The sequence below is a fragment of the Devosia sp. XGJD_8 genome (assembly GCF_046614475.1).
Lineage (GTDB): Bacteria > Pseudomonadota > Alphaproteobacteria > Rhizobiales > Devosiaceae > Devosia.
Genome location: NZ_JBKJHF010000001.1, coordinates 1 through 16,694 on the forward strand (window position 1 = coordinate 1; position 16,694 = coordinate 16,694).

The following is a 16,694-nucleotide window of genomic DNA, read 5'->3' on the forward strand; positions in this document are numbered from 1 at the left end:
GTCGAGATCGATGCCGTGGATCACCTGGATATCGCCATAGGCCTTGACGATCTGCCGGAGCTGGATGTTGGTCGCCATGGTGATCTCCTAAGCTGCCCGGAACTGGGCAGGCACCCAGCTCTCGTAGAGGGGATGGCCGGGCCCGATGGGCAGGGCCACATCCTCGCCGGTCGCCGACGAATGGTAGAACGCGGTCACCAGTTCGAGCGAACGCCGCGAATCGGCGCTGTTGACCGGCAGCTTGCCGGCGCCGGTCAGGGCCTCGTGGAAGCGCGCCATCTGGGTCTGGAAGCGGGAGGGAACGTGCTGCCAGTCCTTGAGCAGGTCGGCGATTGCCGCTTCGGTGGCCGGATTGCGCGCCTGGATCTTCCACAGCTTCTCGCCCGGATTATAGGCGGCGTGGTCGCTCTCGAATGTCACATTCTCGAAGGCGAGGCGAATGCGGGTCATGTCGTCGGCCGAACCCAGCGTCGCGGTGAAGCTCGCCAGCGCGCCGCTTTTCATCAGCAGCGAGGCCGAAATGGTGTCTTCCACCTCGATCGGGTTGACGCGGGTGGCGACACGCCCGAAGACGCGGTCGATATCGCCCATCAGATAGGTAAAGAGGTCATGCGGATGGATGGCATGACCCATCAAGACGCCGCCCAGCTCGGTGGCCCATTTGCCGCGCCAGGGCACGGCGTAATAGGGCGCGTCGCGCCGCCACAGCGTTTCGACCGTGCCCATATAGGGCTTGCCGGCGAGGCCGGCATCGATGATCGCCTTGGCCTGTTCGATGCCATTGCCGAAGCGGTACTGGAAGACCGGCATCAGCATGCCCTTGGAATTCTTCTCCTCGGCGATGACGGCATCGACCTGGGCCAGCGAACCGACCAGCGGCTTTTCGCAGATGACATGCTTGCCCGCCTTGAGTGCGGCCATGACCATCGAATAGTGCAGGCCCGGCGGGGTGCAGATATCGATGATGTCGATATCGTCCATCGCCAGCACGTCATCGAAGCTGGCAATGCGCCCCTCGATGGCGAATTCGTCCGCCACCGCGGCAAGGCGCTCGGCATTGAGGTCGCAGAGCACCTTGACCTTGAACTTGTCCGCATTGGGCAGATAGCCTTCGACGATATGGCTGCGGCCAATGCCGACACCGATGATGGCGACGTTGAAAATCTTGCTCATCGGGCCCACTCCGTGCCGCGTTCGGCCAGTTGCTGCGCCGTCAGCGCCAGTTTCATTGCATTGAAGCACCGCTCCTGCGGCATGGCCGTCTCGGTGCGGTTGCGCACATCGTCCAGGAACTGACGGCCAAAGGGACGCTCGACATTGGAGCAGTCGATGTGGCGCGGACCCTCATGATTGACCAGGAACAGGTGGTCGGTGCCCGGCTTGCCGGCAATGTCGATATACTTGCGCAGCTCGATATAGCCTTCGGTGCCCAGGATGGTCAGGCGCCCGTCGCCCCAGGTGGGCAGGCCCCTGGGCGTAAACCAGTCGACGCGGATATAGCCCGACGTATCGGCGGTGCGCACATGGGCGTCGCCCATGTCCTGCAGGCCGGGCTTTTCCGGGTGAGCGCGATTGGCCACGGTGGCCGAGACCACTTCGGCGTCCATCGCGTTGGAGAAGAACAGGAACTGTTCGAATTGGTGGCTGGCAATGTCGCACAGGATGCCGCCATAGCGCGACCGGTCGAAGAACCAGTCGGGCCGGTTGTTGAGGCGCAGCGAATGGGGGCCAAGGCCCACCGTATTGATGACCTTGCCGATCGCCCCCTGGGCGATCAGGTTGCCGGCCTCGACCGTGGCACGCACCTCGAAATGCTCCGAATAGAGCACGCCGTAGATTCGGCCGGTTTCCTTCTGGACCTTTTTGAGCTCATCGAGCTGGGCAAAGGTGGTCATGCCCGGCTTGTCGGTCAGCACATCCTTGCCATGCTGCATGGCCGCGATCGAGATGGCGGCGCGGTCGGCCGGAATGGCCGAGGTCAGCACGACCGCGATCGCGGCGTCCTCGAGAATGGCGCGCGGGTCACCGACCCGCTTGGCCTCGGGATACTTGGCCGAAAATTCGGCGGCAAGATCGTCTTCGACGGCATGGAAGGCCACGAACTGGCCGCCGGCATCCTTGAGGCAATCAACCTGCCCGTGGATGTGAGGATGATTGATGCCTATGGCGGCAAACTTGATGTCAGTCATGTCTAGCGTTTCATACCGGTGGTGGCGATGCCCTCGATGAGCAGTCGCTGGAAGAACAGGAAGAACAGGAAGATCGGGACGAGGCTGAGCACGCTCATGGCAAACAGCCCGCCATAGTCGCTCTCGCCCGTACTGTCGGTGAAGGTGCGCAGGCCCAGCATGACAGTGTAGGACTTCATCTCGCTGAGATAGATCAGCGGTCCGAAGAAGTCGTCCCAGGTCCAGATGAAGGTGAAGATCGCCGCGGTTGCCAGCACCGGCATGGAGAGCGGCAGGATGATCTTCCAGTAGATGCGCCAGGGCGAGCAGCCATCCATGCGGGCGGCCTCGTCCAGTTCCTTGGGCAGGCCGCGGAAGAACTGCACCATCAGGAAGATGAAGAAGCCATCGGCAGCCAGGAACTTCGGCACCACCAGCGGCAGGAAGGTATTGACCCAGCCCAGCTGGCGGAACAGCACATATTGCGGGATCAGCGTGACCTGATAGGGCAGCATGAGCGTCATCAGCATCATGGCGAACCAGAAGTTCTTGAACTTGAAGTCCAGCCGGGCAAAGGCGAAGGCCGCCATCGAGCAGGCCAGCACATTGCCCGCCACCGACAGGCCCGAAATGATGAAGCTGTTGATGTAGAAGGTGCCAAAGCTGGTGCGCAGCCCGTTCCAGCCGCGCACATAGGCATCAAGACTCCAGGCCGAGGGAATGATGCTGGCCGAGGTGAAGATCTCGTTTTCGGGGCGGAACGACGCGGCCAGCAGCCACAGCAGCGGATAGAGCATCAGCACTGAAGCGCTGAGCAAAGCCACGTGGATCAGCACCGAGGTCAGCCGCTTGCGGCCGGGCGCATCGGCGCCAGTGACAACGGTCAGCTTGGCGGGAACATCACTCATCGTAGTGCACCCAGTATTTGGACGTGAGGAAGGAGAAGGCGGTGAACAGGCCGACCAGGGCCAGCAGGACCCAGGCCAGCGCCGAGGCATAGCCCATGCGGAAGAAGCCGAACGCCTCCTGGTAGAGGTAGAGCGTATAGAACAACGTCGAATTGATCGGATTGCCGGTGCCGCCCGAGATGATGAAGGCCGGCGTGAAGCTCTTGAAGGCCTCGATGGTCTGGATGATGGCGTTGAAGAACACCACCGGGGTCAGCAGGGGCAGCGTGATCTTGACGAACTGCCGCCACTTGCTGGCGCCATCGAGGCTTGCCGCCTCATACATGTCGGTGGGGATCTGCCGCAGCCCGGCCAGGAAGATGATCATCGGCGAGCCGAACTGCCAGATGCTGAGGATGATGAGCGTCCACAGCGAGGTCTTGGGATTGGAAATCCAGCTCGGCCCGATGATGTCGAACATGGCGAGGAATTTGTTGACCAGGCCGTCGCCGGCGAAGATCTGGCGCCACAGGATGGCGATGGCCACGGACGCGCCAAGCAGGCTCGGTAGATAGAACAGCGCCCGATACATGGGCAGGCCCTTGATGCCGCGATTGAGCAGCATGGCGACGGCCAGCGCGAAGGCGAGCTTCAGCGGCACGGAGAAGACGACGAAGAACATGGTCACCCGCATCGACGCCCAGAATTTGGGGTCATTGGTGAACATGCGCATGTAGTTGTCTGTGCCGACCCAGTCTGGGGACGTCAGCAGATCGAAATCGGTGAAGCTGAGATAGAGCGAGGTCAGCATCGGGCCGATGGTCAGGCCGAGAAAGCCGATGAGCCATGGCAGGAGGAAAAGGTAGCCCGGGGCATCGTTGTGCCAGATCCGGGACCACAGTGAGGGGGTGGCCGCGCGCTCCGTTGCGGGAGCGCCCGATTCAAGAGAGCGCGCGGTCATGTCTTATGCTCGGCTGAGGATGTCGTTGGCACCGGCGACGAGATCGGCACCGGCCTGTTCGGGAGACTTGGCACCAAAGCCCACTTCCTGGCCCAGCGTACGCAGCAGGGATTCGGAAATTTCACCAGCAGCAGCTGGCGGGGATGGCGGCAGCGGGCCAAGCAGGTCGCCAAGATTGGCGACGAAGTTCAGCGCGATCTGGTTGGTTTCGTCGAGGGTCGGCGCAACGATATCGCGCGTGGCAGCCGAGCACGGAATGCCGCGTTCGACACCCAGAATCTTGACGGCTTCCGGATCGGAGATGAAGAAGTTGAGGAAGTCGGCCGCGGCTTCCTTGTTGGCGGAAGAACCGCCGACCGAGAAGAACATGGACGGCTTGCGGTAGTGACCACCGCCAACGCCGGCAGCGATACGGGGGTAGCCAACCATGTTCAGCTTGTCCTGAACGATGGCCTGGAAGCCCACGAGCTGGTTGGAGTTGGACGGCATCATCGCCGCCTTGCCCTGCACCACCATCGTGGTTTCGAGCGGACCGGTATCGAGTGCCTGGTCTTCAGCCGAGACGCAGACGCCCGCATCGCGCATCGTGGACCACAGCTGGTACCACTCGACGGCGTCGGCTTCTTCAAAGCCCAGCTTGCCATCGGCGGTGTAGAGCGCCTTGCCGCGCTGACGCAGCCAGTTGTCCAGCATGGGTTCGGAATAGGAACCGTCCTGGATGGCCTTCATGCCGCCACGGATATTGGCTGCCTTGAAGGCTTCGCCGATGGCCATCAGGTCATCGAGCGTCCAGGCATTGGTCGGCGCCTCGATGCCGGCTTCCTCGAAGGCCGAGGCATTGTAAAGCGTTGCCACCGAATTGGCGCCCAGCGAGATGCCATAGAGCTTGCCGTCGACCTTGCCGCCTTCGAGCTGGTCGGCATCGAAGTCGTCGAGCTTGAGGGCGCCGCCCACGAATTCGTCGAGCGGGGCGATGGCGTTGCGCTTGGCGTATTCAACGATATAGCGGTAGTCCATCTGGATGATGTCGGGGGCATTGCCGCCGGCCGTCTGGGTCGCCAGCTTGGGCCAGTAGTCGTTCCAGGCGAGGAATTCGCCCTCGACTGCAGTGCCCTTGGCGGCGGTGTAGAGGTCGGTTGCGCCATAGGTGCGGTCGGCGCGGGCCTGGCCGCCCCAGAAGGTCAGGCGCAGGCTCTGGGCCTGGGCCCAGCTTGGCATGACGCCAGCGGCACCAGCCATGGCAAGCGCGGAGCTGCCCATCAGGAATTTGCGGCGATCGATACGGATACTCATCAGGTTTCCTCCCATGAATTGGTCGTCCCGGCGTCCGGAACGTATTCGCTTAGCAGCCTCCTCGCCGCTAAGTCACTAACCAGTTACATATCCGCCGCATTCCGACGACCCTGTCAAGTGCGGGCGGTAGCGCTTTTTGCTGGACTAGCCTGGAGCAATTTACGCAAATAACCGACTGGTTACGACATAGCATAGACCTTCGCTGCTAGGCAATTACTTGTATGGAAGATGAACCAAGCCGGCAAGCCCTCTGTCGCAATCCTCGATTGCAGCGCGGGTTCGCCAGGAATCTCGATGTCTGCGGCCCCTAGCCTCACGCTCGGGCGCCATCCTCCCCGGCTCTTGAGCGGCCGGTTTCGTCTTGTTGATCGAGACAGTGGCGTAGTCTGGACCAAAAGAAAAATACGAAATAACCTGTCCGATATAGATTTCTTCTATGTCGAAGGGACCGCGCATGGACAAGCTGCTCAATCAGTTTCTCGCCGTGGCCGAGGCCGGCACGATCAGCGCGGCAGCGACCGCTCTCTTCATCACCCAGCCGACCCTGACCTTCAACATGCGCAAGCTGGAGGAAAATCTCGGCGTGCCGCTGCTCGTCCGCTCGCCCCGTGGTGTTGAGCTGACCGAATATGGCGAAACGCTCTATCAGAACGGCCGCCTGATGCGGCGGCTCTATGACAATACGCTCAATGCCATCGCCCATCAGCGCGGTCGCACGGAGCAGGGGCTGCGCCTTGGTTCGGGCTATTCGTGGTGGACCCTGTTCATCCGCGACATGGTGCTGGACTATTCCCGGACCTATCCCAATGCCCGCATCCATGTGAGCCTGGGCAACCAGCTGCGCTGCATGGACCAGTTGCTGAGCGGGGACATCTCACTTTTCGTTGCGCATGAGATCGAGGGCCTCAGTCGCAGCACCGGCGCCAGAATGGTGCCGCTGACCCGGGTAGGGCAGGGCTATTTCGTGCGCGATGGCCATGCCCTGCTCAGCCGTCCCCGCTCGATCGCCGAGATCGAGGCCTATCCAGCTGTCACCAGTTCACTGCCGGAGGTCCGGCATCAGCGCTTCTTTGAAGCCTGGAGCCGCACCACCTCGGGCAGCGCGCCCTTTGACCAGGGCAAATATGTCTTTGCCTCCAATTCGCTGGCGGCGTGCCTCGACTATGTCGAGCGCAGCGATGCGGTGATCAGCCATACCGAGGTCATGGCCGATGAGTTCGTCCGCCGCGGCCTGCGGCGCATCACGCTGACCGAGCCGACGCGGCAGAACCTGATCGGCATCTACATCCTGCAGGAGCGGGCCGAGGAGCCGCGCGTCGCCGAGCTGATCGCCCGGTTGCGGGAGGCGGCAGGCGCCGTCCTGCCGCCGCTCGACTAGGCAGGCTGGGTGCGCAGATAGTCCAGCACCATTTGCACAGCCTGGGCTTCGCGTTCCTGCACCATGTCGATGCCGCTGAGGTCGCGCGCAAAGATCACCGACAGCGTCGCCATGTTGGAGACATAGAAAAAGCCCAGCGCCGCGATGGAAATGTAGAGCTGCACCGGGTCGACGTCCCGGCGGAAAATGCCGACATCGGCACCACGCTCGACAATGGTGGTGATCTGTCCCACCAGAGGTGAATGCAGGGCCTGAATGTCGGGCAGGGTCTTGAGAAACCGGGCATTCTCGAGGTTTTCCGTATTGAGCAGGCGCGGAAACCAAGGATTGGCGAGGAAGTGCCGGAAGGTGAAGCGAACCAGCCGGTCCATGGCATCCACCGGACCATACTGGTCGAGGCTCAATGCCCGCTCCCCGCGGCGGATTTCCTGATAGGCATCGAGCAGCACTGCCCGGTACAGGTCCTCCTTGTTGCCGAAATAGTGGTAGAGCAGCCGCTTGTTGGCCCCGGCCAGCACGGCGATGGCATCGACCCGCGCGCCTTCGAAGCCCCGCGCGGCGAATTCGGCGCGTCCGGCCACCAGGATCGCCGCCTTGGTCTTCCCCGAATTGCGCGCCCGCTTCGCCGGCGCCTCGGCCTCAGCCTTTGGCTGGGCTTTCCGCACTGCTGCGGCTGAAAATGGCTCTGACACGCTTGGATACCGCCGGAATGGACATGAGGATGGTGAAGACGATGATCAGGCAGATAACAGCGCTGATCGGACGGGTAAAGAACGGCGTCGGATCGCCGTTGTTCAGCAATAGTCCGCGGCGCAGGTTGAGGTCGAGCAGGTCGCCCAGCACAATGCCCAGCACCAGCGGCGCCATCGGATACTTCATCTCCCGCAGGATGAACCCGACAATGCCGAAAAACAGCATGACATAGACGTCGAACATGCGCTGGGTGATGGCAAATGAGCCCACCACGCAGAGCACGTAGATGACCGCCATGAGCCGCTCGCGCGGCACCATCAGCACCTTGATGAAGACCTTGGTCAGCGACAGGCCGAAGACCAGATTGGCCAGCGTCGCCAGCAGCAGCATAGCCACCACCTGGTAGAGGAATACCGGATTTTCCACCATCAGCATGGGCCCCGGCCTGATGCCGTGGATATACATGGCTGCAATCAGCACGGCCGCGGCGGCCGAGCCGGGCAGCGCCAGGGTCAGGGTCGGGATCATGGCGGCCGACACCACCGCATTGTCGCCGGTCTCGGCGGCGATCAGCCCTTCCTGGCTGCCCTTGCCGAATTCTTCGGGATGCTTTGAGGCGCGCTTGGCCGCGGCATAGGAGCTCCACGAGCCGACATCCTCGCCTACGCCAGGAATGATGCCGACAAAGGTGCCGATAATCCCCGAGCGCAGGATGGTGCGCCAATATTGGAAGATTTCCCGGAAGGTGGGTACCACGCGATCATTGACCGCGGCGACCCTTCCAACCGCCTTGCGCTTCATGGTGGACAGGATCTCGGCAAAGCCGAAGGCGCCTACCATGGCGGGGATCAGGTCGACGCCGCCGCCCAGCGCGGCAATGCCGAAAGTGAAGCGCTGGTGCGCATGCAGCGTTTCCATGCCGATCATGGCGACCAGCAGGCCCAGAATGCCGGCAATATAGCCCTTGAGCGGGGTGTCGCTGCCCGACATCTGGCCTGAAATGATCACTCCGAACAGCGCCAGCCAGAAGAACTCGTAGGAGCCGAATTTGAGGGCCGCTTCCGAGAGGAGCGGCGCAATGATGGCGAGGAAGAAGATGCCCACCATGGTGCCCAGCGTCGACGAGGTCGTCGCCAGCCCCATGGCCAGCCCCGCCTTGCCCTGCATGGCGAGCGGATGACCATCCAGCGATGCGGCGGCATTGGCCGGCGTGCCCGGGATATTGAGCAGGATGGCGGTGCGGCTGCCGCCATAGATGGCGCCGAGATAGACGCACATCAGCGTCAGGATCGCCTGGTCGGGCGCCATCTTGTAGGTCAGCGTCACAAGCAGGGCCACGCCCATCGTGGCGGTGAGCCCCGGCAGGATGCCGATCACCAGCCCCAGCAACGTCGCCCAGACGACGTTGAACAGGGAGGCGGGGGTGAGGAAATGCCCAATCCCCTGGCCGAGCAGCACCAATCCGTCGAACATCAGGGCTCCTCGCTAAGGCAGGCGAACAAGAAAGATGCGGGCAAAGGCGAGGTAGATCCCCCCGCCCCCGGCAAGGGCAATGGCCAGCGCCCAGAGCACGCTGCGCCAAAGGGCGACAGGCGTGTCGGTGAGATAGACCTCGAACAGCACGATGAAGCCGAAAATGAAGATCATCGAAGCCGCCCAGAACGGCAGCCAGCCCACCAGCACCAGCGTATAGACCAGCGCCAGCGCCAGCACGGCGAGCACCCGCCGCGTCTGCTGCGTGCCAAAAAGGGCGATAAGGCCCTGCCAGCCGCCCGGCGCCTCGATGCGCCAGGATCGCAACCCGAGCAGGCCCCCGCACAGCGTCAGCAACACGCCCAGCATGATCGGCACGAGGCCCGGAATGGTCGCCGGATGGATGCGCCGGGCCTCGAGCCGCGGCATGGTCCAGGACAGATAGGTCACCAGCAGCCCAAGCCCGATCAGCAACACGGCCGTGATCAGGTCGGCGCGCGCGCGGATGGCAAGATCGGTGCTGTCGTCAGTTGAGGATTTCAAGCTCGCGTCCATTGCTAGGTCAGCGTCTCACACTCTCCCCGTAGGGAGAGTGACGACTGGTTTAGCGGAAGGTCGGGCAAGGGCTGCTGCGTCACCCCATGCTTCCATGTGGAGAACCAAGGATGCCCAGAATCCGGGCATCCTTGACCCCAGGTCTACTGCGCCACTTCGGTCCTTGTTTCGCAGTCGATGCCGATCGTGGAGGGATCGTTGACGGCCTCGCCGCGCTCCACGGAGGAACACGCCTCGAGGATCACCACCGGCATGGCCAGGGCGCGGGCCTCGGCACCGAAGGAGGGCGCAAACACCGCCCCGAAGGTCTCGGCATAGGTCCTGATCGCTTCGGAATTCATCACCTTGTCGGCCCAGATCGCATCGAGCGTTGCGATCACTTCATCGGGGACGCCGACCGGCACGAAAATGCCGAAATAGTCGGGCGCCAACTCCATTTCGGGCAGGTAGTCGGTGATCGGGGGGATCGGGTCGACGCCATCGAGCACCAGCGGCTTGTCCGACAGCACGGCCAGGGCGCGCAGACGTCCGCCACGGATCAGTTCGGTCTGTTCCACGGCCAATTGTGTCGTCACCATCGCTTCGCCGGAGGCGGTGGCAATGGCTGCGGGGCCGCCGCCATCATAGGTGATCATGTTATAGTCAAAACCCGCCTCGTCGCTGAGGGCGGCAACGGCCGTGCCGCCCGAAGAGGTGACGCCTGCCGTCGCGACGGTGATTTCGGCGCCGCGTGTCTTGAGCGCTTCCAGCAATTGGCCGAAATCGGTGAACTCGCTGTCCGCCGGCACGCTCACCACCGGCACATTGGCGACCGACAGGTAGATATGCCAGTCGTCGATATCGGTATCTTCCAGCAGGCCCGTGACCGAATAGGTCGCATTGTTGGCAATGGCATTGGCGGTCCAGGTATAGCCGTCGCGCGGGGCGTTGAGCACTTCCTGGGTGCCGATCGCGCCAGACGCGCCGGGCTGGTTGACCACCACGACCTCGACGCCCAGCGCCTCTGCCAGGATCGGCGCGGTGACGCGCGAAATCTGGTCGGTCGAACCGCCCGCGCCCCAGGGCACGATCAGGTTGATGGGCCGGTCAGGCTGCCACGCCTGCGCTGCACTCAATGATGTGCCCAGCAACAGCGCCGATGCGCCGCCTGCCAGGACGAACAACAGTCGTGTGTTCATCGTGTTTTCCTCCCTTGCTGCGTGCGATCCGGATATTTCCGTGACCCACCCTGCCAGACTGCTGCCGTCCCGGCGCTGCTGTCAACCAATAAGTAACTGTCCGGTTATTCGGGGTCGGGTCCTCGATGCCGATTTTTCCGTGCAGCTTCCGCAGCATGGCCGTTGCGCGAACAGTGGCGCTGGCGCAACATGAACTGCTGGGTGGCATGGGGGTTGGAGTGGATCTGCAGTCGGCAATAGTCATGGCGCTGGCGCTCGCGCTGGGCGCCATCGTCAAGGGCGCCACCGGCATGGGCCTGCCGTTGATCGCTCTTCCCGTGCTCGCCACCGTCTTCGGCCTGCAGCACGCCATCGGCCTCATGACCATCCCGCTGATTGCCACCAATGCCTGGCAGGTCTGGCGCTTCCGGCAGGAAGCGCAGTCTCCCCGGCTCGGTTTCTTGCCGCCATTTCTTGTCGGTGGCGCCATCGGAGTCGCCCTGGGCACCTGGGCGCTGACCACGCTGCCCGAGCGTGCGCTGGTGCTGACCCTGGGCATTATCCTCCTCGCCTATGTGGCGCTGCGTCTCGCCACGCCGCATTTTGCACTGGGCCTTGATGCGGCGAGGCGCTTCGGGCCGCTGGCCGGCGCGGGCGGCGGCATTCTGCAGGGCGCTACCGGCATTTCCGCACCCATTGGCGTCACCTTCATTCACGCCATGGCCATGGAGCGGCCCGCCCACCTCTTCGCCGTTTCCGCCATGTTCCTCACCTTTTCGGTCGTGCAGCTGCCCGCTCTGTGGGCTGCCGGCGTCATGCGCCCCGAATGGCTGCTGCAGGGCCTCTTGGCGCTGGTTCCCATCCTGCTCTTCATGCCGATTGGCCAATGGGCCAGCAGCAAGCTCAGCCGCCAGGCCTTCGACCGGATGATCCTGCTTTTCCTCGGCGTCATTGGCCTCAAGATGGTCCTGGGCCTCTAGGTGCGAAGATCGCAAGCGATCCCCGCTTGACGGCCCCACCCCGTCGCGTGTAGCTAAGTAACTAATCAGTTACACGCCGAATGCGGCTGGGGAGGAATTTCAATGGCGGATCGACGGCTCGGACTAATCATGCACGGTGTCACCGGGCGCATGGGTTACAACCAGCACCTGGTGCGCTCCATCCTGGCCATTCGCGACCAGGGCGGTGTCATGCTGTCCAATGGCGATCGCCTGGTGGTCGACCCCATCATCGTCGGCCGCGATGCCGACAAGATCGAGCGCCTCGCCAAAAAGCACGACATCAAGCGCTGGAGCAGCGATCTCGATGCCGTTCTGGCCAATCCGGAAGACACCGTGTTCTTCGATGCCGGCACCACGCTGATGCGCGCCTCGCTGATCGAAAAGGCCCTGGCCGCCGGCAAGCATGTCTATTGCGAAAAGCCGACTTCAGATTCGCTCGAGATCGCCGTCAACCTCGCCAAGACCGCCCGCGCCTCGGGCCTCAAGCATGGCGTGGTGCAGGACAAGCTGTTCCTGCCCGGCCTGATGAAGCTCAAGATGCTGCGCGACTCCGGCTTTTTCGGCGACATCCTCTCGGTGCGTGGCGAATTCGGCTACTGGGTCTTCGAGGGCGACTGGCAGCCCGCGCAGCGCCCCTCCTGGAATTATCGCAAGGCCGATGGCGGCGGCATCATCCTCGATATGCTGTGCCACTGGCGCTATGTGCTCGACAACCTGTTCGGCGAGGTCAAGGCCGTCTCCTGCCTGGGCGCCACCCACATTCCCGAGCGCGTCGACGAGAAGGGCAATCGCTACAAGGCCGATACGGACGACGCGGCCTATGCCACCTTCGAGCTGGAAGGCGGCGTCATCGCCCAGATCAATTCCAGCTGGACCACCCGCGTCCGCCGCGACGATCTCGTCACCTTCCATGTCGATGGCACGCATGGCTCGGCCGTTGCGGGCCTCCACAAGTGCTGGAGCCAGCATCGCGTCAATACGCCCAAGCCGGTGTGGAACCCCGACCAGCCGCAGACCATGAACTTCTTCAACGACTGGGAAGAAGTGCCGGACAACTGGCCGGCGCAGAACGGCTTCAAGGCGCAGTGGGAAATGTTCCTCAAGCACGTGGCCGAGGATGCCCCCTGGGAATACGGCCTCGAGGCCGGCGCCAAGGGCGTCCAGCTGGCCGAACTCGGCCTCAAGAGCTGGGCCGAACGCCGCTGGCTCGACGTGCCCAAGCTGGAATTCTGACACACGTCGTGTGAGGCACAGCCCTCACCCACCCACTGTGTCACCCCGGCCTTGAGCCGGGGCCCATCCTGAGGTGTTTCGGCGCGCCGTGAACGCTGGGCAATCTCAGGGTGGATCCCGGCTCAAGGCCGGGATGACATCGAGTTTGTTGAGACTTTTGAGGAAGTCGAACATGACCAGCATCAACCTGCCCAATGCCGACCGGTCCATCACCAGCTACACGCTGAGTGGCGAGCCGATCCCCTTCGTCAAGTTCAAGGCAAGCGACTTCAACCGCATCGCCTACGCGGCAGCCCATGTCGTCGCCGACCCGATGGCCGGCAACGATCCGTGGCTCACCCCCGCCATCGATTGGGATACGACCCTTAAATTCCGCCACCGCCTTTGGGATCTTGGGCTCGGCGTAGCCGAAGCCATGGACACCGCCCAGCGTGGCATGGGTCTGGGCTGGGCCGAGGCGCAGGAGCTGATCCGCCGCGCCCAGGCCGAGGCTCGCACCCGCGACGACAGCCTCATCGCCTATGGCGCCGGCACCGATCACCTCATGCCCGGCCCCGACGTCACCATCGACCAGATCATCAAGGCCTATGAGGAGCAGGTCGGCTTCGTCGAGGGGGAGGGCGGCCGCGTCATCCTCATGGCCAGCCGCGCCCTCGCTGCCGCCGCCAGGTCGCCGGATGACTATGCCCGCGTCTATGGCCACATCCTGTCCCAGGTCAGGCAGCCGGTGATCATGCATTGGCTGGGCGAGATGTTCGACCCGGCGCTGCAGGGCTATTGGGGCAATATCGACCATGACGCAGCCATGGATGTCTGCCTCGACGTCATCGCCGCCAATGCCGACAAGGTCGACGGCATCAAGATTTCCCTGCTCTCGGCCGAAAAGGAGATCGCCATGCGCCGTCGCCTGCCGGCCAGCGTCAAGATGTATACCGGCGACGACTTCAACTATGCCGAGCTGATCGCCGGTGACGATCAGGGCTATTCCCATGCCCTGCTCGGCATTTTCGACGCCATCGCCCCGGCCGCCTCGGCGGGCCTCGCCGCTTTGGGCAAGGGCAATACCAACGAATTCTTCGATCTGCTCGAACCCACCGTGCCGCTCAGCCGCCACATCTTCGCGGCGCCGACCCGCTTCTACAAGACCGGGGTGGTCTTCCTCGCCTATCTCAACGGCCTGCAGGACCATTTTGCCATGATCGGCGGCCAGCAATCGACCCGTTCGCTGCAGCATCTGGCCGAGCTTTTCCGCCTCGCCGACAAGGCCCGCGTGCTGGCCGATCCCGATCTTGCCGCCCGCCGCATGAAGGCGGTCCTGGCCATCCACGGGGTGACAGCATGACCCAGCGCGCCATTTCGCTGAACCTGGCAACCACCCGCCAGGTCTGGGGCTTTGCCGAAGCCGTCGACGGGTGCCTGCGCGCCGGGATTACCGCCATCTCGCCCTGGCGCGACCAGATCGCCGCCATCGGTCTCGATGAAGCCGCCCGCATCGTGCGCGACAACAAGATCCAGGTCACCGGCGTCTGCCGCGGCGGCATGTTCCCGGCCGAAACCGCCGCCGGCCGCCAGACCCAGATCGACGACAACCTCCGCGCCATCGATGAAGCTGCCGCGCTCAATGCCGATTGCCTCGTGCTCGTCGTGGGCGGCCTGCCGGGCTCGTCCAAGGACCTGCCCGGCGCCCGCCAGATGGTGACCGACGGCATTGCCGCCATGCTGCCCCATGCCCGGGCTTCCGGCGTCAAGATCGCCATCGAGCCGCTGCACCCCATGTATGCGGCCGACCGCGCCTGCGTGAACACCATCGATCAGGCGCTCGATATCTGCGAGACGCTCGGCGAAACCGTCGGCGTCGCCATCGACGTCTACCATGTCTGGTGGGACCCTCGGCTGGCCCAGGCCATCGCCCGCGCCGGCCGCATGAAGCGCATCTTCGCCCACCATATCTGCGACTGGCTGGTGCCGACCAAGGACATGCTGCTCGACCGCGGCATGATGGGCGACGGCGTCATCGACCTGCCCGCCATAAGGAAAATGATCGAGGACGCCGGCTTCTTCGGCCCGCAGGAAGTGGAAATCTTCTCCCAGGACAATTGGTGGAAGCGCCCGGGCGATGAAGTCCTGGCCGTCATCAAGGAGCGTGTCGCCACCGTCTGCTGAGATCCCTCTTTCGTCGCCGCGACAAACAGTTAGTCTGCGGCGACAACCCCGGGAGGAATCGCGCCATGACCGTCACCCTGCATTTCCATGGCGCGGCCGGCACGGTGACCGGTTCGTGCTATCGCGTCGTGCATCCGGAAGGCCAGTTCCTCGTCGATTGCGGCCTGTTCCAGGGCAATAGAAGCGTCCGCGAGCTCAATCTCAAGCCCACGCCCTTCGATCCGAAATCCATCGATTTCCTGCTGCTCACCCACGCTCATATCGATCACGCCGGGCTCCTGCCCAAGCTCTATCGCGAGGCCTGGCGCGGGCCGATGTGGATGACCGAGCCGACCGCGGGCCTGCTCGAATACATGCTGCCCGACAGCGCCGGCATCCAGGAGTCGGAAGCCGAGCGGGAAACCAAAAAGCACAACCGTCGCGGCGACGAGCCCGCCAAGCCCCTCTACGCGATGGAAGATGCCACCGAGGCGCTGGCCCATCGCCAGGTCTGCCAGTATGGCGAGTGGATCACCCCCGGCCCGGGCATCCGCGCCCGCTACTGGAATGCCGGCCACATCATCGGCTCGGCCTCTATCGAAGTGGAAGTCGCCGACGGCGACAAGACCATCCGGCTGATGTTTTCGGGCGATATCGGGCCCGACGAAAAGGTCTTCTACAACGAGCCCGAAGGCCCGGCAGGCTTTGATTACATCCTCTGCGAATCCACCTATGGCGGCCGCGAGCGCGACGATTACACCCTCGTGCAGCGCCGCGAGGCGCTCAAGCTGGAGATCAACACCGCCCTGTCGCGGGGCGGCAACCTGGTCATCCCGGCCTTCGCCGTCGAGCGCAGCCAGGAACTGCTGCACGATATCGGCGTCCTCATCAAGAGCGGGGAAATCGATCCCCAGCTGGTCTTTCTCGATAGCCCCCTGGCCTCCAAGGTCACCGGCGTCTATCGCAAGCATGCCAAGATGTTCGATGATGTCGAGCTGGGCGCCGACGAGCTGTTCAACGATCCGCGCTTTCGCATCATCGAGGCGGTCGAGGATTCCAAGGCGATCAATTCGATCCGGGGTGGCGCCATCATCATGTCGGCCTCGGGCATGGCCGATGCGGGTCGTATCAAGCACCACCTGCGCAACAATCTGATCCGTTCGAACGCCACCGTGCTCTTTGTCGGCTACCAGGCGCCGGGCACGCTGGGCCATGTCATCCTGTCCGGGGCGAAAGAGGCGCGCATCCACGGCACCCTGGTGCCGATCCGCGCCGCCATCCGGTCCATCGGCAATTACTCTGCCCATGCCGACCATTCCGAGCTGATGGCGTGGATCAGGGAGCGCCTGCCCGCGCATGGCGCCATCTTCCTCACCCATGGCGAGGACGAGGAGCGCGCCGCCTTGCGCAGCGCCATCATCGAGATCGGCATTGGCGGCGACCAGGTGATCCTGCCGCTGCTGGATGACTATTTCGAGCTGACGGCCGCTGGCGTCGGTGCCAAGGCGCGGCCGGCCACGCCGCGCATCGACCCGCTGCAGGTGCATTCGGACTGGCACAATGCCTTTGCCGATTTCACCATTCGCCTGAGCCAGACCCTGCAATCGGGTTCGGAAGCCGAGAAGCTGGCGGTCATGCAGGCGCTGCAGCAGCGGCTGTCCGAGCTCGGGGCCCCGCCGTCACCGGCCCATGTCGCGACCCCGATCACCCCGGTCGAGAGCCGGGGATACGACGAGTAGTCAGCCTCAAGGGT

General features: G+C 63.6%; 15 protein-coding genes. 6 read left to right on the plus strand and 9 right to left on the minus strand.

Going from position 1 to position 16,694, the window contains the following annotated elements; all coding sequences use genetic code 11:
* Positions 1-87 precede the first annotated feature (87 nt).
* The 5 genes from ACLI1C_RS00005 to ACLI1C_RS00025 form a co-directional block, all read right to left on the minus strand.
* Positions 88-1,173, minus strand: coding sequence for a Gfo/Idh/MocA family protein (locus tag ACLI1C_RS00005; protein WP_411394803.1), 1,086 nt, complete (start codon positions 1,171-1,173; stop codon positions 88-90).
* A complete protein-coding gene (locus ACLI1C_RS00010) occupies positions 1,170-2,189 on the minus strand; it encodes a Gfo/Idh/MocA family protein (protein WP_411394804.1) in 1,020 nt (339 codons plus the stop codon). The genes ACLI1C_RS00005 and ACLI1C_RS00010 overlap by 4 nt, the downstream gene beginning before the upstream one ends.
* Before the next feature lie 2 nt (positions 2,190-2,191).
* The gene (locus ACLI1C_RS00015) at positions 2,192-2,965 is read right to left on the minus strand and encodes a carbohydrate ABC transporter permease (RefSeq protein ID WP_411398166.1); all 774 of its coding nucleotides are present in this window, start codon (positions 2,963-2,965) and stop codon (positions 2,192-2,194) included.
* 103 nt (positions 2,966-3,068) lie between these two features.
* Positions 3,069-4,016, minus strand: a complete 948-nt coding sequence (locus ACLI1C_RS00020) for a carbohydrate ABC transporter permease (RefSeq protein ID WP_411394805.1) — start codon at positions 4,014-4,016, stop codon at positions 3,069-3,071.
* A gap of 3 nt (positions 4,017-4,019) precedes the next feature.
* Positions 4,020-5,309, minus strand: a complete 1,290-nt coding sequence (locus ACLI1C_RS00025; RefSeq protein ID WP_411394806.1) for an ABC transporter substrate-binding protein — start codon at positions 5,307-5,309, stop codon at positions 4,020-4,022.
* A 454-nt stretch (positions 5,310-5,763) separates the two neighbouring features.
* Here ACLI1C_RS00025 and ACLI1C_RS00030 point away from each other — a divergent pair, with 454 nt between their 5' ends.
* The gene (locus ACLI1C_RS00030; RefSeq protein WP_411394807.1) at positions 5,764-6,687 is read left to right on the plus strand and encodes a LysR family transcriptional regulator; all 924 of its coding nucleotides are present in this window, start codon (positions 5,764-5,766) and stop codon (positions 6,685-6,687) included.
* Here ACLI1C_RS00030 and ACLI1C_RS00035 read toward each other — a convergent pair.
* The 4 genes from ACLI1C_RS00035 to ACLI1C_RS00050 form a co-directional block, all read right to left on the minus strand.
* Positions 6,684-7,352 (minus strand): TetR/AcrR family transcriptional regulator, encoded by a 669-nt coding sequence (locus ACLI1C_RS00035; protein ID WP_411394808.1) that lies wholly within the window; start codon positions 7,350-7,352, stop codon positions 6,684-6,686. The genes ACLI1C_RS00030 and ACLI1C_RS00035 overlap by 4 nt on opposite strands.
* Positions 7,327-8,853 carry a tripartite tricarboxylate transporter permease gene (locus ACLI1C_RS00040; RefSeq protein WP_411394809.1) on the minus strand — a complete coding sequence of 509 codons (1,527 nt, stop codon included), beginning with the start codon at positions 8,851-8,853 and terminating at the stop codon, positions 7,327-7,329. The genes ACLI1C_RS00035 and ACLI1C_RS00040 overlap by 26 nt, the downstream gene beginning before the upstream one ends.
* A 12-nt stretch (positions 8,854-8,865) precedes the next feature.
* Positions 8,866-9,396, minus strand: coding sequence for a tripartite tricarboxylate transporter TctB family protein (locus ACLI1C_RS00045; protein WP_411394810.1), 531 nt, complete (start codon positions 9,394-9,396; stop codon positions 8,866-8,868).
* A 155-nt stretch (positions 9,397-9,551) separates the two neighbouring features.
* Positions 9,552-10,586 carry a Bug family tripartite tricarboxylate transporter substrate binding protein gene (locus tag ACLI1C_RS00050; RefSeq protein ID WP_411394811.1) on the minus strand — a complete coding sequence of 345 codons (1,035 nt, stop codon included), beginning with the start codon at positions 10,584-10,586 and terminating at the stop codon, positions 9,552-9,554.
* 125 nt (positions 10,587-10,711) lie between these two features.
* On the opposite strand from ACLI1C_RS00050, the gene ACLI1C_RS00055 reads away from it, so the two are divergent.
* From ACLI1C_RS00055 to ACLI1C_RS00075, 5 genes are all read left to right on the plus strand, one after another.
* A complete protein-coding gene (locus tag ACLI1C_RS00055; protein ID WP_411394812.1) occupies positions 10,712-11,545 on the plus strand; it encodes a sulfite exporter TauE/SafE family protein in 834 nt (277 codons plus the stop codon).
* Positions 11,546-11,647: 102 nt separating this feature from the next.
* Positions 11,648-12,799, plus strand: coding sequence for a Gfo/Idh/MocA family protein (locus ACLI1C_RS00060; RefSeq protein ID WP_411394813.1), 1,152 nt, complete (start codon positions 11,648-11,650; stop codon positions 12,797-12,799).
* Between the two features lie 172 nt (positions 12,800-12,971).
* Positions 12,972-14,141, plus strand: a complete 1,170-nt coding sequence (locus tag ACLI1C_RS00065) for a dihydrodipicolinate synthase family protein (protein WP_411394814.1) — start codon at positions 12,972-12,974, stop codon at positions 14,139-14,141.
* Positions 14,138-14,962, plus strand: coding sequence for a sugar phosphate isomerase/epimerase family protein (locus ACLI1C_RS00070; RefSeq protein ID WP_411394815.1), 825 nt, complete (start codon positions 14,138-14,140; stop codon positions 14,960-14,962). The genes ACLI1C_RS00065 and ACLI1C_RS00070 overlap by 4 nt, the downstream gene beginning before the upstream one ends.
* A gap of 65 nt (positions 14,963-15,027) precedes the next feature.
* Positions 15,028-16,680 carry an MBL fold metallo-hydrolase RNA specificity domain-containing protein gene (locus ACLI1C_RS00075; protein WP_411394816.1) on the plus strand — a complete coding sequence of 551 codons (1,653 nt, stop codon included), beginning with the start codon at positions 15,028-15,030 and terminating at the stop codon, positions 16,678-16,680.
* Positions 16,681-16,694: the final 14 nt, after the last annotated feature.

Excerpts from the sequence above, each read along its gene's own strand:
- ACLI1C_RS00005 (WP_411394803.1), bottom strand. The coding sequence starts at position 1,173 with ATGAGCAAGATTTTCAACGTCGCCATCATCGGTGTCGGCATTGGCCGC.
- ACLI1C_RS00010 (WP_411394804.1), bottom strand. The coding sequence starts at position 2,189 with ATGACTGACATCAAGTTTGCCGCCATAGGCATCAATCATCCTCACATC.
- ACLI1C_RS00015 (WP_411398166.1), bottom strand. The coding sequence starts at position 2,965 with ATGCTCTATCCGCTGCTGTGGCTGCTGGCCGCGTCGTTCCGCCCCGAA.
- ACLI1C_RS00020 (WP_411394805.1), bottom strand. The coding sequence starts at position 4,016 with ATGACCGCGCGCTCTCTTGAATCGGGCGCTCCCGCAACGGAGCGCGCG.
- ACLI1C_RS00025 (WP_411394806.1), bottom strand. The coding sequence starts at position 5,309 with ATGAGTATCCGTATCGATCGCCGCAAATTCCTGATGGGCAGCTCCGCG.
- ACLI1C_RS00030 (WP_411394807.1), top strand. The coding sequence starts at position 5,764 with ATGGACAAGCTGCTCAATCAGTTTCTCGCCGTGGCCGAGGCCGGCACG.
- ACLI1C_RS00040 (WP_411394809.1), bottom strand. The coding sequence starts at position 8,853 with ATGTTCGACGGATTGGTGCTGCTCGGCCAGGGGATTGGGCATTTCCTC.
- ACLI1C_RS00050 (WP_411394811.1), bottom strand. The coding sequence starts at position 10,586 with ATGAACACACGACTGTTGTTCGTCCTGGCAGGCGGCGCATCGGCGCTG.
- ACLI1C_RS00055 (WP_411394812.1), top strand. The coding sequence starts at position 10,712 with ATGCCGATTTTTCCGTGCAGCTTCCGCAGCATGGCCGTTGCGCGAACA.
- ACLI1C_RS00060 (WP_411394813.1), top strand. The coding sequence starts at position 11,648 with ATGGCGGATCGACGGCTCGGACTAATCATGCACGGTGTCACCGGGCGC.
- ACLI1C_RS00065 (WP_411394814.1), top strand. The coding sequence starts at position 12,972 with ATGACCAGCATCAACCTGCCCAATGCCGACCGGTCCATCACCAGCTAC.
- ACLI1C_RS00070 (WP_411394815.1), top strand. The coding sequence starts at position 14,138 with ATGACCCAGCGCGCCATTTCGCTGAACCTGGCAACCACCCGCCAGGTC.
- ACLI1C_RS00075 (WP_411394816.1), top strand. The coding sequence starts at position 15,028 with ATGACCGTCACCCTGCATTTCCATGGCGCGGCCGGCACGGTGACCGGT.